The organism is Streptomyces nojiriensis, from assembly GCF_017639205.1.
Classification (GTDB): domain Bacteria; phylum Actinomycetota; class Actinomycetes; order Streptomycetales; family Streptomycetaceae; genus Streptomyces; species Streptomyces nojiriensis.
On record NZ_CP071139.1, the window covers coordinates 5,382,424 to 5,397,243 of the forward strand.

Here is a 14,820-nt window from a genome sequence, read left to right on the forward strand (position 1 = left end):
ATCAAAGCGGCGTAGCTCAGTCGGTAGAGCAAGCGGCTCATAATCGCTGTGTCACCGGTTCAAGTCCGGTCGCCGCTACACACAGTAGCCGATTGCGGGGTCGGTCTCCCGATCGGCTACTCTTTTATGCGTTCATCCGTCCCATAGTCCGTCAAGGAGCACTCACGTGGCTGCCACCGACGTCCGCCCGAAGATCACGCTGGCCTGCGTGGAGTGCAAGGAGCGGAACTACATCACCAAGAAGAACCGGCGTAACAACCCGGACCGTCTTGAGATGAAGAAGCACTGCCCGCGCTGCAACTCGCACACCGCGCACCGCGAGACCCGCTGACCCTAGCGAAGTCTCGAATAACAGGCACCGTCATGAGGTCGTCCCCTTCATCGGGGGGCGGCCTTGTGTCGTTTCCGTGCCCGTTCCTGTCTTTCTTCTTGCGTCATTCGTGTCCCTTCAACAGGAGGTAGTGAGTCATGGCTCTCGACCAGTCCTTCGTGGGGCGGAGCTACCCGCCCACCGATCCGTACGAGGTCGGCCGGGAGAAGATCCGCGAATTCGCGGCCGCGGTGGGTGACACCAATCCCGTCTACAGCGATCCCGAAGCCGCGAAGTCGTACGGCTATCCCGATGTGATCGCTCCGCCGACTTTTGTGTTTGCGATCACTTTCAAGGCCGCCGGCCAGGTCGTCGAGGACCCGCAGCTGGGACTGGACTACAGCCGCGTCGTGCACGGTGACCAGAAGTTCGCGTACTCCCGGCCGGTGCGCGCCGGTGACCGGCTGTCAGTGGTCTCCACCATCGAGTCCGTGAAGTCGCTCGCGGGCAATGACGTCATCGACATCCGCGGTGAGGTCCACGACGAGACCGGCGAGCACGTGGTGACGGCGTGGACGAAGCTCGTCTCCCGCGCCCCCGAGGAGGCCTGACATGGCAGCGCAGATCCAGTACGCCGAGGTCGAGGTCGGCACCGAGCTGCCGGCGGCGTCCTTCCCCGTGACGCGCGCCACGCTCGTCCAGTACGCGGGCGCCTCGGGCGACTTCAACCCGATCCACTGGAACGAGAAGTTCGCCAAGGAGGTCGGACTGCCGGACGTGATCGCGCACGGCATGTTCACCATGGCCGAGGCGATCCGCGTGGTCACCGACTGGGTCGGCGACCCGGGCGCGGTGGTCGAGTACGGCGTCCGCTTCACCAGGCCTGTCGTGGTCCCCAACGACGACCAGGGCGGGCTGATCGAGGTCACCGCGAAGGTCGCCGCGAAGCTGGACGACAACCGCGTCCGGGTCGACCTGACGGCCATGAGCGCGGGCCAGAAGGTCCTGGGCATGTCCCGTGCGGTCGTCGAACTGGCCTGAGCCGACGGCTCGACGCGAAGCGCGGCGCAGAGCGGCGCAGTGCGGCGCAGCGAAGCGAAGCGCAGTGAAGCGGGAGGGGCGGGGGCGCCGGTGGCGCCTCCGCCCCTTTTTGCTGGGTGGGGGTGGGGGTGGGGGAGCCGGCTGGGTGGGGTCGAGGGGGGCGGGGCGGGGGCTGGGGTGGTCGGGAGCCTCTCGGTCGGTATCAGAGTGGCGTGTGGGGGTTTCCCGTCAGTCCGATCGTCTCCGGGTCGGGACGGTCCCTCAAGGGCGCTCCCTTCGGTCGCGTCACTGCGTGATGGCCTTCGGCCACCCTTGACCGACCGTCCCGCCCCGGAGGAACGAAGACTGCCGGGAAACCCCCAAAAGAACGGGCCGGGCGTTCCTTTCCAGGGACGGGCCCGTCAGAGATGCCCAGCCCGGTTCCGGCGGGGCATGTCCGGCAGGCGGGGTCATCGAGACCAGGGCCTGTGTCGGGGGAAGCGCGTCCAATCGCTACGCGCTCCTCATCTCTCAGCGTCCGACGGCCGTCTGGGGCTGGACATAGGCCGCCCACGAGCTCGGTCCGCCGCTCGACCTGCGTCCGATGACCGGCCGTGGCCGGACATAGGCCGCCCCAGATCGCTACGTGCTTCTCCATGACCGCGACCGACGGCTGACAGGGCTGAGGAGCGCTGCTGGGAGGGGCTGACCGCCGGGACTTCACCTATTCCGTAGTGGGGCCGGGTCAGTGCGAGCAGGACACCACAAAGCCGCTACCAAATAGGTGTAATTGGGGCAAACGGTCGGCCTTTCGGGGTGCCCACGTGCGCTGACCCGCACCCACTACGAAATAGCCGCTGTCGCAGGTCTTTTCGCCCCGGATGACCGTCGGACGCCTCCCGAGATGAGCGTCCAAGGGGCGTGGGCGGCCTATGGCCAGCCGCAGACGGTCGTCGGACGCGGGTCGAGCGCCGGACCGAGCTCGTGGGCGGCCTATGTCCAGCCCAGGGCGGGGTGGAGACGCTGAGAGATGAGGAGCGCGTAGCGATCTGGCGCGCCCCACCGACCCGGGCCCTGGTCCGGATGGGTCCCGTCTCAAGAACATGCTCGCCGGGACAGGGCTGGGCATCTCTGATCGCCCCGTCCTGATCCTTGAACGCCCGGCCCGTTCTTTTGGGGGTTTCCCGGCAGTCTTCGTTCCTCCGGGGCGGGACGGTCGGTCAAGGGTGGAGCGCAGCGACATCGCGAAGCGACGCGACGAAGGAGCGCCCTTGAGGGACCGGCCCGACCCGGAGACGATCGGACTGACGGGAAACCCCCACACGCCACTCTGATACCGACCGAGAGGCTCCCGCCCACCGAAGCCCCCGCCCCGCCCACCGAAGCCCCCACCTCCCGAAGCCCCGACCCACCCCACCCCTTGACTTAGTTAGTGATTGAGTACTAACTTTGTCTCATGGTCAGGATGAGCGCAGATGAGCGGCGTGAGAGCGTCATTCGGGCGGCGGTGCATGAGTTCGCGCGTGGAGGTTACTACGGGACCTCCACCGAGGCGATCGCCAAGCGGGTGGGGGTTTCGCAGCCGTATCTCTTCCGGCTCTTCCCCAGCAAGCAGGCGATCTTCCTGGCGGCTGCCGAGCGCTGCCTGATGGAGACGCGCGACCTCTTCGCCGCCGCAGCCGAAGGGCTGCAGGGGGAGGAGGCCACGCAGGCGATGGCGAACGCCTACACCCGGTTGATCGCTGAGGATCCCGACAAGCTCCAGATGCAGCTCCAGATGTACGTCAGCGTCGCCGCCGCCGAGGCGGCCGGCGACCGCGAGCTCGGCGAGCTCGTGCGCAAGGGCTGGATGGAGCTCTGGGACACGGTCAACGTGCCCTTCGGCGGGGACGTCGGTGAGGCCACGACCTTCATGGCGTACGGGATGCTGATCAACACTCTCGCCGCCATGGGCTTCCCTCCCGGGCACCGGGTCTGGGAGGGTCTCTACCCGTCGGCGGGTGCCAAGGGGCGTCTGGAGAAGTGACCGGTGCGCGAGATCTGCTCGCGCGCCTTTTCATGGCCATGAAAGTTAGTCAGCAATAACTAACAAATCGCAGGGGGAAACCGTGCACACGCAAGACACCACGGACACCAAGCTCCGCGGGCCCGCCGTCTGGGCCCTCGTCCTCACCGGCGTGGCCAGCTTCATGGCCGCACTCGACAACCTGGTCGTCACCACCGCCCTCCCCGCCATCCGCGAGGACCTCGGCGGCAAGCTGGAGGACCTGGAGTGGACGGTGAACGCGTACACGCTCACCTTCGCCGTCCTCCTGATGTTCGGCGCCGCCCTCGGGGACCGCTTCGGCCGCCGCCGGCTGTTCATCGTCGGCCTCACGGTCTTCACCGGCGCCTCCGCCGCGGCCGCCCTCTCGACCGGCATCGACGCGCTCATCGCCGCCCGCGCCGTGCAGGGCGTCGGCGCCGCGATCATGATGCCGCTCACGCTCACCCTGCTCACCGCCGCCGTTCCCGCCGCCCGCCGCGGCATGGCCCTCGGGATCTACGGCGCCGTCACCGGCCTCGCCGTCGCCAGCGGCCCCCTCATCGGCGGCAGCCTCACCGAGCACATCTCCTGGCAGTGGATCTTCTGGCTCAACGTGCCGATAGGCCTCGCCCTGATCCCGCTCGCCCGCCTGCGCCTCGCCGAGTCCACCGCCCCCGGCGCGCGCCTCGACATCCCCGGCACCCTGCTGATCAGCGGCGGCCTCTTCGGCATCGTCTACGCCCTGGTCAACGCCAACTCCGAGGGCTGGACCAGCGCCCCCGTCCTGACCGGCCTGATCGTCGGCTCCGCGCTCGTCGGCGGCTTCATCCACCACGGCTTCAACAACGCCAACCCCATGCTCCCCATGCGGCTCTTCCGCGACCGCGGCTTCCTCGGGATCAACCTGGCCAGCCTGCTGATGTTCCTCGGCATGTTCGGCTCGATCTTCCTGCTCAGCCAGTTCCTCCAGGGCGTCGCCGGCTACTCGCCCACCGAGGCCGGCCTGCGCATGCTCCCCTGGACCGGAATGCCGATGATCATCGCGCCGCTGGCCGGGATCCTCTCCGACCGCATCGGCGGCCGCCCCGTCGTCGCCGCCGGGCTCGCCTTCCAGGCCCTCGGCCTCGGCTGGTTCGCGGCGATCCTGAGCGCGGACGTCTCGTACGCGGCCCAGCTCCCGCCGCTGATCCTCAGCGGGATCGGCATGGCCCTCTACTTCGCCCCCGCGGCCAACGTCCTGATGTCCACCGTCGCCCCGGCCGACCAGGGCAAGGCCTCCGGCACCAACAACGCACTGCGCGAGGTCGGCGGAGCCCTCGGCGTCGCGGTCCTGGCCTCGGTCTTCTCCTCCCAGGGCGGCTACGAATCCCCGCAGGCCTTCACCGACGGCACCGTCCCCGCCCTGTGGATCGGCGCCGGCGCGGTCGCCCTCGCCGCCGGCCTGGCCCTGCTGGTGCCCCGTAAGGCCAAGGCCGCCCAGGCTCCCGCGAGCCGGACCGCCGCCGTCCCGGACAAGGTCCCCGCGGCCGGCTGACCCCACCCCACCCGCACACGGCCCCGACCGCCAAGGAGAGCCCGCCATGCCCGACATCCCCTGGTCCACGCCCACCCAGGCCGCCCCCGACGCCGAGGTCTACGTCATGGCCTCCCGCTTCGAGACCGCCACGCTCGCCGGCGCCGTCAAGTTCTTCCTCAAGGCGCCCGGCATCATCCTCCAGATCCGCAAGGCCCCCGGTGCCCACGGCGTCGCCCTGCGCGCCCGCGTCTTCAGCCGTACCTTCCTCACCCTCTCCGCCTGGCAGGACCGCGACGCGCTCTACCGCTTCGCCCGCAGCGAGCCCCACCGCTCCAGCTCCCGCGCCGCCAGCGCCTACATGAAGGAATCGGCGTTCACCTACTGGACCGTGCGGGCCGACGAGCTCCCCCTCACCTGGGCCGAGGCCGAACGCCGCCTCGCCGAGCAGAAGCCGGACCACTGACCCCGCCGGCAGGGGGGACGAGAGAGTACGGTCCGTGGCCACGCAGGGATGCGAGGGGCACGGACCGTACTCTTGTCCACGTGCAGGAACTCCACGATGCCCCCCTCGCCCCGCTGACCACCTTCCGTCTCGGTGGTCCCGCCGCCCGCTTGGTCACCGCGACCACCGACGCCGAGGTCGTCGCCACCGTGCGCGCCGCGGACGAGAGCGGAACCCCGCTCCTGATCATCGGCGGCGGCAGCAACCTGATCATCGGCGACCGGGGCTTCGACGGCACCGCCCTGCGCATCGCGACCACCGGCTTCACCCTCGACGGCACCACCCTGGAACTCGCCGCGGGCGAGAACTGGAGCGACGCCGTCGCCCGCACCGTCGAGGTCGGCCTCGCCGGTATCGAGTGCCTCGCGGGAATCCCCGGCTCGGCCGGCGCCACCCCGATCCAGAACGTGGGTGCGTACGGCCAGGAGGTCTGCGACACCATCACCGAGGTCGTCGCCTACGACCGCACCACCGGAGAAACGGTCACCCTGAGCGCCTCCGAGTGCGCCTTCCGGTACCGCAACAGCACCTTCAAGGACCAGCCCGACCGCTACGTCGTCCTGCGCGTGCGCTTCGCCCTGGAGGACGCCGGCGGCCTGTCCGCGCCGATCAAGTACCCCGAGACCGCCCGCGCCCTCGGCGTCGAGGCCGGCGACCGGGTCCCCGCCGCCACCGCCCGCGAGACGGTGCTGCGGCTGCGCGCCGGCAAGGGCATGGTCCTCGACCCCGCCGACCACGACACCTGGTCGGCCGGCTCCTTCTTCCACAACCCGATCCTGACGGACGAGGCCTACGCCGCCTTCCTCGCCCGCGCCCAGGACCGCCTCGGCCCCGCCACCGCCCCGCCCGCGTACCCCGCCGGCGACGGCCGTACGAAGACCAGCGCGGCCTGGCTGATCGACAAGGCCGGTTTCACCAAGGGCTACGGCACCGGCCCGGCGCGCATCTCCACCAAGCACACCCTCGCCCTCACCAACCGCGGCGAGGCCACCACCGAGGACCTCCTCACCCTGGCCCGCGAGGTCGTCGCGGGCGTCCACGCGGCCTTCGGCGTCACCCTGGTCAACGAACCGGTGACGGTCGGCGTCAGCATCTGAGGAGCCCCGGCCGCCCATGCTCTGTCCCCTGCACGGGGCCGGTACGGACCCCACCCGTCTCGTGGGGCGCACGCTCAGCCGAGTCGTCGCGTCCTGGCACATCAGCGACGGCGAACGCTCCGAGGCGCCCCTCGACGTCTGGCTGATCGACAGCATCGGCGACACCATCCGGATCACCACCGGATCCGACCAGTGCCTCATCGTCGAGTCCGCCACCCCGCACGCCGCGTACGACATGGGGGAGTGGGGCCGCATCGAGGTCGGCGAGGACCTCGGCGACCACCCCTTCCTGGAGCACCTCGGCGAGACCGTCGCCTCGGTCGCCGAGTTCGCCCTGCCCGAGCAGGGCCGCACCCATCTGGAGATCGGCTTCCTGGACGGCGGGCGGGTACGCGCCGACTGCTACGAGGGGGACCTGCGGCTCACCCGGTGAGCCAGTGGTCGATCCCCGACAGCAGCTTGGCCTGCACCTCGTCGGGCGCCGCGCTGCCGCGCACCGACTGGCGGGCCAGCTCGGCGAGCTCCGCGTCCGTGAAGGCGTGGTGGCGGCGGGCGATCTCGTACTGGGCCGCGAGCCGGGACCCGAAGAGCAGCGGGTCGTCGGCGCCCAGCGCCATGGGGACCCCGGCCTCGAAGAGGGTGCGCAGCGGGACGTCCTCGGGCCGCTCGTAGACCCCGAGGGCGACGTTGGAGGCCGGGCAGACCTCGCAGGTGATCTGCCGGTCGGCGAGCCGCTTGAGCAGCCGGGGGTCCTCGGCGGCCCGCACCCCGTGCCCGATGCGGGAGGCGTGCAGATCGTCGAGGCAGTCGCGGACGGAGGACGGGCCGGTGAGCTCGCCGCCGTGCGGTGCCGCGAGGAGACCGCCCTCGCGGGCGATGGCGAAGGCCCGGTCGAAGTCGCGGGCCATGCCGCGGCGCTCGTCGTTGGAGAGGCCGAAGCCGACGATGCCGCGGTCGGCGTAGCGGACGGCGAGGCGGGCGAGGGTACGGGCGTCGAGGGGGTGCTTCATGCGGTTGGCGGCGATGAGGACCCGCATGCCGAGGCCGGTCTCGCGGGAGGCCGCGTCGACGGCGTCGAGGATGATCTCGACGGCCGGGATCATCCCGCCTAGCAGGGGGGCGTAGGAGGTGGGATCCACCTGGATCTCCAGCCAGCCGCTGCCGTCCCGTACGTCCTCCTCCGCGGCCTCGCGGACCAGGCGCCGGATGTCGTCGGGCTCGCGCAGACAGGAGCGGGCGGCGTCGTAGAGCCGCTGGAAGCGGAACCAGCCGCGCTCGTCGGTGGCGCGGAGCTTGGGCGGCTCCCCGGCCGTGAGGGCGTCGGGAAGGCGCACGCCGTACTTGTCGGCGAGCTCCAGCAGGGTCGATGGCCGCATCGACCCGGTGAAGTGCAGGTGGAGGTGGGCCTTGGGCAGAAGCGTGAGATCGCGTGCGTGCTCCATCTGGTGATCCTGCCGTACCGCTGCGCTCGGCGGGAGGGGGTTTTACCGATCGGGGGCTTGCGCGAACGCGTGAGCGGGCGCGGATCCGCTGCGCGGGGGCCTTCCGGGCGCCGCCCCGGACCCGCGCCTCAAACGCCGGCGGGGCTGAAAGATCGCCTCAAACGCCGGCGGGGCTGGATGTGGCCAGGCGGGGCTGGATGTGGGCCGGCGGGGCCGGATGTGGCCAGGCGGGGCTGGATGGTGGGGGCGGGGGGATATGCCTGAGCGGCGCCGCCCCGTGCAGGGGAGACGCCGCTCAGGTTCGGGCTGCGGGCCGCTCTAGGCCTTGGCCTCCGCCAGGAGCTTCTGGATGCGGGAGACGCCCTCGACCAGGTCCTCGTCGCCCAGGGCGTAGGACAGGCGCAGGTAGCCGGGGGTGCCGAAGGCCTCGCCCGGGACGACCGCGACCTCGACCTCGTCCAGGATCAGGGCGGCGAGCTCGACGGAGGACTGCGGGCGCTTGCCGCGGATCTCCTTGCCGATGAGCTCCTTGACCGACGGGTACGCGTAGAACGCGCCCTCGGGGGTCGGGCAGAAGACGCCGTCGATCTCGTTGAGCATCTTCACCATCGTCTGGCGACGGCGGTCGAAGGCCTTGCGCATCTCCGCGACCGCGTCGAGGTTGCCCGAGACGGCGGCCAGCGCGGCGACCTGGGCCACGTTGGAGACGTTGGAGGTGGCGTGCGACTGGAGGTTGGTCGCCGCCTTGATGACGTCCTGCGGGGCGATGACCCAGCCCACGCGCCAGCCGGTCATCGCGTACGTCTTGGCGACGCCGTTGACGATGATGCACTTGTCGCGCAGGGCCGGGACCAGGACCGGCAGCGAGGTGAACTTCGCCTCGCCGTAGACGAGGTGCTCGTAGATCTCGTCCGTGAGCACCCACAGGCCGTGCTCGGCGGCCCACTCGCCGATCGCGCGGGCGTCGGCCTCGCTGTAGACCGAGCCGGTCGGGTTGGACGGGGAGACGAACAGGACGACCTTGGTGCGCTCGGTGCGCGCGGCCTCCAGCTGCTCGACGGAGACGCGGTAGCCGGTGGTCTCGTCGGCGACGACCTCGACCGGGACACCGCCGGCGAGGCGGATCGACTCCGGGTACGTGGTCCAGTACGGAGCCGGGACGATGACCTCGTCACCCGGGTCCAGGACGGCCGCGAAGGCCTCGTAGATCGCCTGCTTGCCGCCGTTGGTCACCAGGACCTGCGAGGCCTCGACCTCGTAGCCGGAGTCGCGCAGCGTCTTGGCCGCGATGGCGGCCTTGAGCTCGGGCAGACCGCCGGCCGGCGTGTAGCGGTGGTACTTGGGGTTGCGGCAGGCCTCGACCGCGGCCTCGACGATGTAGTCCGGGGTCGGGAAGTCGGGCTCGCCGGCACCGAAGCCGATCACCGGGCGACCGGCGGCCTTGAGGGCCTTGGCCTTGGCGTCCACGGCGAGGGTGGCGGACTCGGAAATGGCGCCGATACGGGCGGACACCCGGCGCTCGGAGGAAGGCGTTGCAGAGGTCATGTGAGCAATCGTCCCAGACGGCAAAGAAGCGCCGCACACCGTTTCAGTCAACGGACCGGCGCATGTCAGCTCGGGTGCTGTTCGACGTCACGGTCCGGTTCACGTACACTCACCTGTCGTTGGACCTCACCAGCCGCTGCAGAGCGCGAGCACTCCGTGCACTCGCTCGGATGCGGTAGGTTGGGGGACGCAAAGGGTCGTAGCTCAATTGGTAGAGCACTGGTCTCCAAAACCAGCGGTTGGGGGTTCGAGTCCCTCCGGCCCTGCTCCACACTCCATCTCGGACGTGTGTGCGCAGGTACGTACTTATGCAACGCCGTGCGGCGCAACCGGGCGCGGTACGGCCACGACCCGGATTCAGGTGAGAGACGTGACGGACGCCCTGGGCTCCATCGACATGCCTGACGCCGAGGACGAGACGCGCGAGAAGAAGGCCCGCAAGGGCGGCAAGCGCGGCAAGAAGGGCCCCCTGGGCCGGCTTGCGCTTTTCTACCGCCAGATTGTCGCGGAACTCCGCAAGGTTGTTTGGCCGACTCGCAACCAGCTCACGACGTACACCACCGTGGTGATTGTCTTCGTGATCATCATGATCGGTCTGGTAACCGTGATTGACTTTGGGTTTGAAAAAGCCATCAAGTTCGTCTTCGGCTGATCCCCGCGGAGGGCGGCGCCTTGATGGTGTCGCCCGTTTTCGCATGTACCACCACCTTTTGTATCCAGGAAGAAGCAGCCACCGTGTCTGACCCGAACCTGAACGCGAGCCACGACTCCGTCGAGTCCGTCGAGGACGAGCTCGACATCGTCGAGGCGGCGGACGCTGTGGAGCCCGACGAGGCCGAGCTCGCCGACGTCGAGGCGGGTGTCGCCGCCGAAGAGGCCGCGATGCACGTCGAGTCCGACGAGGACGAGGACGAGGACGACGCCGAGGTTGACGCCGAGGTCGAGGTCGACGCCGAGGCCGAAGAGGCTGCTGACGACGCCGAGGCCGACGAGGAAGAGGCCGAAGAGGCCGCTCCGGTCGAGCCCGCCGAGCCGGTCGACCCCATCCAGGCCCTGCGCGAGGAGCTGCGCCTGCTCCCCGGCGAGTGGTACGTGATCCACACCTACGCCGGCTACGAGAAGCGCGTGAAGGCCAACCTGGAGCAGCGCGCCGTCTCGCTGAACGTCGAGGAGTTCATCTACCAGGCCGAGGTGCCCGAGGAAGAGATCGTCCAGATCAAGAACGGCGAGCGCAAGAACGTCCGGCAGAACAAGCTGCCCGGCTACGTTCTCGTCCGCATGGATCTGACGAACGAGTCCTGGGGTGTCGTCCGCAACACGCCTGGCGTCACCGGCTTCGTCGGCAACGCGTACGACCCGTACCCGCTGACGCTGGACGAGATCGTCAAGATGCTCGCCCCGGAGGCGCAGGAGAAGGCCGCCAAGGCCGCCGCGGAAGAGGCCGGTCTGCCCGCGCCCGCCGTCAAGCGCACCATCGAGGTCCTGGACTTCGAGGTCGGCGACTCGGTCACCGTCACCGACGGCCCGTTCGCGACGCTGCAGGCGACCATCAACGAGATCAACCCCGACTCGAAGAAGGTCAAGGGCCTCGTCGAGATCTTCGGCCGCGAGACCCCGGTCGAGCTCAGCTTCGACCAGATCCAGAAGAACTGATCTTCTGAGCGACAGCTTCCGGACAGGTCAGATCGCCCCGTGAAGGGCGGTCTGACCTGCTCGGTTTTTAGCCCCGCACCGATACCCGTTATCGTGGTGCGGTATGCCTCCATCCGGATGACCGGATGGGCGGCTGAAAACTCTCACTAGGACCCGGAGAGAGCAATGCCTCCCAAGAAGAAGAAGGTCACGGGGCTTATCAAGCTCCAGATCAAGGCCGGTGCGGCCAACCCGGCTCCGCCGGTCGGCCCCGCGCTCGGTCAGCACGGCGTCAACATCATGGAGTTCTGCAAGGCCTACAACGCCGCGACCGAGTCGCAGCGTGGCATGGTCGTGCCGGTGGAGATCACGGTCTACGACGACCGCTCCTTCACCTTCATCACCAAGACTCCGCCGGCCGCGCGCCTCATCCTGAAGCACGCGGGCATCGAGAAGGGCTCCGGCGAGCCCCACAAGACCAAGGTCGCCAAGCTCACGGCTGCCCAGGTCAAGGAGATCGCCGAGCTGAAGATGCCCGACCTGAACGCCAACGACATCGACGCCGCCGTCAAGATCATTGCCGGCACCGCGCGTTCGATGGGCGTCACCGTCGAAGGCTGATCCAGCCACCCCAGCACCATCAGTGGTAGGACCAAGCGCTGGTCCGCACCACGACTCCATGCCTGAAGCCAAAACACAGGAGCAGAAGTGAAGCGCAGCAAGACTCTCCGCGCTGCGGACGCCAAGGTCGACCGGGAGAAGCTTTACGCCCCGCTCGAGGCCGTCCGTCTCGCCAAGGACACCTCCACGACCAAGTTCGACAGCACCGTCGAGGTCGCCTTCCGCCTGGGTGTCGACCCGCGCAAGGCCGACCAGATGGTCCGCGGCACCGTGAACCTCCCGCACGGCACCGGCAAGACCGCCCGGGTCCTGGTCTTCGCGACCGGTGACCGTGCTGCGGCCGCGGAAGCCGCCGGCGCCGACATCGTCGGCGACGACGAGCTGATCAACGAGATCGCCAAGGGCAACCGCCTGAACGAGTTCGACGCCGTTGTGGCCACCCCGGACCTCATGGGCAAGGTCGGCCGCCTCGGCCGCGTGCTCGGTCCCCGTGGCCTGATGCCGAACCCGAAGACCGGCACCGTCACGATGGACGTCGCGAAGGCTGTCACCGAGATCAAGGGTGGCAAGATCGAGTTCCGCGTCGACAAGCACTCGAACCTGCACTTCATCATCGGCAAGGTCTCCTTCTCCGATGAGCAGCTGGTCGAGAACTACGGCGCGGCCCTGGACGAGATCCTTCGTCTGAAGCCGTCCGCCGCGAAGGGCCGGTACATCAAGAAGGCCGCCCTCAGCACCACCATGGGCCCCGGCATCCAGCTGGACTCGAACCGCACCCGGAACCTCCTCGTCGAGGAAGACCCGGCTGCTGTCTGAGCCTGACGGCTCACCGAGTGGCTCAGCGGGCCCCTCGCCCCCTTCACAGGGTGGCGGGGGGCCCGCTTCCGTGTTCAGGGCCACATATCCCTCGACGCGGGCTCAAATGGGGCGCGATCCGGCCGAGGGGGAACGTAGGGTCGGTTCGAACAAGCGATTGATCAAGGGGTGGGGGGATGCGCGTGTCCGCGTACCGGAAGAAGACCATCGGCGCGGCGCTGGCCGCCGTACTGCTCGTCGGCGGTGCCACGGCGTGCGAGAGCGGCAGGAAGGACGATGCCGGCAAGGCCGCCGTCGGGGGATCCGCGGCGCCGGACCGGCCCGTGGTGAGCGGTGCCACCACCGAGGCGCTCACGGCCGCGTACAAGAAGACCTCCGCCGCCAAGTCGGCCAAGTTCCGCATGACCATGTCGATGCCCGGGTCGCTGGGTGCGGGCGGCACCGTGGAGATGACCGGTGTCCAGGGCTGGGACCCGCAGATCATGGACGTCACCGTGAAGGGCGCGCTCGCCCCGGGGGCGGGCGCCGACTCCATGCGCATGGTCATGTCGAACAACGTCATGTTCATGGAGGTGCCGAAGGACTCCCCGATGACCGGGGGTCTGGAGGGCAAGCGCTGGATGAAGCTGGACCTCAATGCCGCGGCGCAGGCCTCCGGCGACGCCGAGGCGCTCAAGAAGCTCAGCGGCATGGGCAGCATGGATCAGAACCAGGACCCGGCCAAGCAGCTCGCCCTCCTGCTCAGCTCGCCGAACGTGAAGCACCTCGGAGCCGAGAAGGTCGAGGGCGCGGACGCCGAGCACTACAAGGGCACCCTGACCTTCGAGGAGATGCTGGCGGCCGACGGGTCCGCCAAGGTGCTGTCCGACGCCGAGCGCGCGAAGCTCGTCGAGGCCACGAAGAAGGCCGGCATCAAGGGCTACGACATGGACGCCTGGGTCGACAAGGACGGCTACCCGGTCCGCATGAAGGTCGGCATCGGGACGCCGCAGGGGATCTTGAACATGGACGCCTCCTACTCGGACTACGGCTCCGCGGCCACGGTCCGGACGCCGCCGGAGAACGAGACCTTCGACCTCTTCGCGATGCTCAAGGAACTGGGCGGGCGCGGCGCGGGGGCCTGACCGTCCCGCGCGCCGCGAGCCGTACGCATTTTCGGAACGAAGATCCACTCATGGGGGAGAACCAGATGAACAAGGCTGTCCGGACCCGGGCCGGTATCGCGGTGGCGGGCACCGCACTGCTCGTGGGCGGCCTCACGGCCTGCGGTGGCGACAAGGCCGACGGGGGCACCGCCAAGGCCGACGGGGGCAAGGGCGGCGAGACGAAGGCGCATTCCTCCGTGGAGGCGGTGAAGGCGTCCTACCTGAAGACGGTGGCCGCCAAGTTCGCCAAGGCGGAGTTGTCCATCGCCGGGGCCGACGGCAAGACCCGCGGTCAGTCCGGGACCAAGGGCTGGTACCCCTCCAGCCACGACGTGATCCTCAAGAGCGAGAAGCCCGACACCCGCTCGATCATGATCGGCGACATGACCTACTCCGGCCTGGCCCAGCCCCGGGACGGCAAGGCCTGGATGAGCATGAACCTGGCCAAGGACGGCAAGCCCGGGGTCCGGCTCAACGACGACCCGGCGGAGTACCTCGCGATGCTGCTGGGTCAGGAGAAGCTCACCCACGTCGGCGCGGAGAAGACGGCCGACGGTGTCGACGCCGAGCACTACAAGGGCAGCTTCACCACCGCGGACCTGCTCAAGGCGGACGAGTCCACCAAGGTCATGGAAGAGGCGAACCGCCAGTACCTCCACGAGGCCGTGAAGCACATCACCACCTTCGAGGTGGACCTGTGGATCGGCAAGGACGGCTACCCGGTCCGCGCGGACACCGTGAGCACGGACGCCGAGGGCACGACGAAGACCACGGCGAAGTTCTCCGACTTCGCCGCGGCCACCCCGGTCCAGGCCCCGCCGGCCGAGCAGGTCGTCTCCTTCGACGACATGAACAAGGAGACCGACCGCAAGCTGAAGGAGGCCGACCAGAAGCTCCGGGACGCCGGACTGGGCGGCCTGGACGCCGCCTCCTGAGGCGATTTGCCTCGGCTGCACCCCTTCACGTAGTCTTCCCCAGAAGCCAAAGACCGCTGGTCGTTGCCGTGCCCGCAAGGGTTCGGTGGCCGAAGGATCCGTTGAACACGGACGACCCGCGTAGGTGACTGTGGAAGGTTCCCGGAATTCGTTCCGGTCGAGCCACGCCCTGGCGCCTGCGCCGGGGCGTTTCTTGTTTGGCCCCTTCTGAGC

The 14,820-nt window shown here is 69.2% G+C and carries 16 protein-coding genes and 2 tRNA genes; 16 read left to right on the plus strand and 2 right to left on the minus strand.

What is annotated here, in order from left to right; translation table 11 throughout:
- The first annotated feature begins 5 nt into the window (after positions 1-5).
- From JYK04_RS25160 to JYK04_RS25200, 9 genes are all read left to right on the plus strand, one after another.
- Positions 6-78 (plus strand) — tRNA-Met (locus JYK04_RS25160).
- An 88-nt stretch (positions 79-166) separates the two neighbouring features.
- A complete protein-coding gene (gene rpmG, locus JYK04_RS25165) occupies positions 167-331 on the plus strand; it encodes a 50S ribosomal protein L33 (RefSeq protein ID WP_003956487.1) in 165 nt (54 codons plus the stop codon).
- 137 nt (positions 332-468) lie between these two features.
- Positions 469-921 carry a MaoC family dehydratase N-terminal domain-containing protein gene (locus JYK04_RS25170; protein ID WP_189733406.1) on the plus strand — a complete coding sequence of 151 codons (453 nt, stop codon included), beginning with the start codon at positions 469-471 and terminating at the stop codon, positions 919-921.
- A gap of 1 nt (position 922) precedes the next feature.
- Positions 923-1,351 (plus strand): MaoC family dehydratase, encoded by a 429-nt coding sequence (locus JYK04_RS25175; protein WP_189733404.1) that lies wholly within the window; start codon positions 923-925, stop codon positions 1,349-1,351.
- Between the two features lie 1,435 nt (positions 1,352-2,786).
- Positions 2,787-3,356, plus strand: a complete 570-nt coding sequence (locus JYK04_RS25180) for a TetR/AcrR family transcriptional regulator (protein ID WP_189733403.1) — start codon at positions 2,787-2,789, stop codon at positions 3,354-3,356.
- Positions 3,357-3,438: 82 nt separating this feature from the next.
- Entirely contained in the window at positions 3,439-4,890 is a 1,452-nt protein-coding gene (locus JYK04_RS25185) for an MFS transporter (RefSeq protein ID WP_229874985.1), read from the plus strand.
- Positions 4,891-4,936: 46 nt separating this feature from the next.
- Positions 4,937-5,335: a DUF3291 domain-containing protein gene (locus JYK04_RS25190; protein ID WP_189733401.1), complete on the plus strand. Its 399-nt coding sequence runs from the start codon at positions 4,937-4,939 to the stop codon at positions 5,333-5,335.
- Positions 5,332-6,471, plus strand: a complete 1,140-nt coding sequence (locus JYK04_RS25195) for a UDP-N-acetylmuramate dehydrogenase (RefSeq protein WP_268254135.1) — start codon at positions 5,332-5,334, stop codon at positions 6,469-6,471. The genes JYK04_RS25190 and JYK04_RS25195 overlap by 4 nt, the downstream gene beginning before the upstream one ends.
- Positions 6,472-6,487: 16 nt before the next feature.
- Positions 6,488-6,904, plus strand: a complete 417-nt coding sequence (locus tag JYK04_RS25200; protein ID WP_189733397.1) for a hypothetical protein — start codon at positions 6,488-6,490, stop codon at positions 6,902-6,904.
- On the opposite strand, the gene JYK04_RS25205 is transcribed toward JYK04_RS25200, so the two are convergent.
- Both JYK04_RS25205 and JYK04_RS25210 read right to left on the minus strand, forming a co-directional pair.
- Entirely contained in the window at positions 6,894-7,913 is a 1,020-nt protein-coding gene (locus tag JYK04_RS25205) for an adenosine deaminase (protein ID WP_189733395.1), read from the minus strand. The two genes, JYK04_RS25200 and JYK04_RS25205, sit on opposite strands and share 11 nt — an antisense overlap.
- Positions 7,914-8,231: 318 nt before the next feature.
- Complete coding sequence (locus JYK04_RS25210; RefSeq protein WP_189733393.1) at positions 8,232-9,458, minus strand: pyridoxal phosphate-dependent aminotransferase; 1,227 nt, start codon at positions 9,456-9,458, stop codon at positions 8,232-8,234.
- Between the two features lie 193 nt (positions 9,459-9,651).
- On the opposite strand from JYK04_RS25210, the gene JYK04_RS25215 reads away from it, so the two are divergent.
- The 7 genes from JYK04_RS25215 (at position 9,652) to JYK04_RS25245 (ending at position 14,607) form a co-directional block, all read left to right on the plus strand.
- Positions 9,652-9,724 (plus strand) — tRNA-Trp (locus tag JYK04_RS25215).
- A gap of 104 nt (positions 9,725-9,828) precedes the next feature.
- Positions 9,829-10,110, plus strand: coding sequence for a preprotein translocase subunit SecE (secE, locus tag JYK04_RS25220; protein WP_189733391.1), 282 nt, complete (start codon positions 9,829-9,831; stop codon positions 10,108-10,110).
- Positions 10,111-10,193: 83 nt separating this feature from the next.
- Entirely contained in the window at positions 10,194-11,111 is a 918-nt protein-coding gene (gene nusG / locus JYK04_RS25225) for a transcription termination/antitermination protein NusG (RefSeq protein ID WP_189733389.1), read from the plus strand.
- 165 nt (positions 11,112-11,276) lie between these two features.
- On the plus strand, positions 11,277-11,711 hold the full coding sequence (rplK, locus tag JYK04_RS25230) for a 50S ribosomal protein L11 (RefSeq protein ID WP_030008445.1): 435 nt from the start codon (positions 11,277-11,279) through the stop codon (positions 11,709-11,711).
- Positions 11,712-11,798: 87 nt separating this feature from the next.
- Entirely contained in the window at positions 11,799-12,527 is a 729-nt protein-coding gene (rplA, locus tag JYK04_RS25235; protein WP_189733388.1) for a 50S ribosomal protein L1, read from the plus strand.
- 176 nt (positions 12,528-12,703) lie between these two features.
- Complete coding sequence (locus tag JYK04_RS25240) at positions 12,704-13,651, plus strand: SCO4651 family lipoprotein (RefSeq protein WP_189733385.1); 948 nt, start codon at positions 12,704-12,706, stop codon at positions 13,649-13,651.
- Positions 13,652-13,716: 65 nt separating this feature from the next.
- Positions 13,717-14,607 carry an SCO4651 family lipoprotein gene (locus tag JYK04_RS25245; protein WP_189733382.1) on the plus strand — a complete coding sequence of 297 codons (891 nt, stop codon included), beginning with the start codon at positions 13,717-13,719 and terminating at the stop codon, positions 14,605-14,607.
- Positions 14,608-14,820: the final 213 nt, after the last annotated feature.

Coding starts and splice junctions, on each gene's coding strand:
- JYK04_RS25170 (WP_189733406.1), top strand. CDS start 469: ATGGCTCTCGACCAGTCCTTCGTGGGGCGGAGCTACCCGCCCACCGAT.
- JYK04_RS25175 (WP_189733404.1), top strand. CDS start 923: ATGGCAGCGCAGATCCAGTACGCCGAGGTCGAGGTCGGCACCGAGCTG.
- JYK04_RS25180 (WP_189733403.1), top strand. CDS start 2,787: ATGGTCAGGATGAGCGCAGATGAGCGGCGTGAGAGCGTCATTCGGGCG.
- JYK04_RS25190 (WP_189733401.1), top strand. CDS start 4,937: ATGCCCGACATCCCCTGGTCCACGCCCACCCAGGCCGCCCCCGACGCC.
- JYK04_RS25200 (WP_189733397.1), top strand. CDS start 6,488: ATGCTCTGTCCCCTGCACGGGGCCGGTACGGACCCCACCCGTCTCGTG.
- JYK04_RS25205 (WP_189733395.1), bottom strand. CDS start 7,913: ATGGAGCACGCACGCGATCTCACGCTTCTGCCCAAGGCCCACCTCCAC.
- JYK04_RS25210 (WP_189733393.1), bottom strand. CDS start 9,458: ATGACCTCTGCAACGCCTTCCTCCGAGCGCCGGGTGTCCGCCCGTATC.
- rplK (WP_030008445.1), top strand. CDS start 11,277: ATGCCTCCCAAGAAGAAGAAGGTCACGGGGCTTATCAAGCTCCAGATC.
- JYK04_RS25240 (WP_189733385.1), top strand. CDS start 12,704: ATGCGCGTGTCCGCGTACCGGAAGAAGACCATCGGCGCGGCGCTGGCC.
- JYK04_RS25245 (WP_189733382.1), top strand. CDS start 13,717: ATGAACAAGGCTGTCCGGACCCGGGCCGGTATCGCGGTGGCGGGCACC.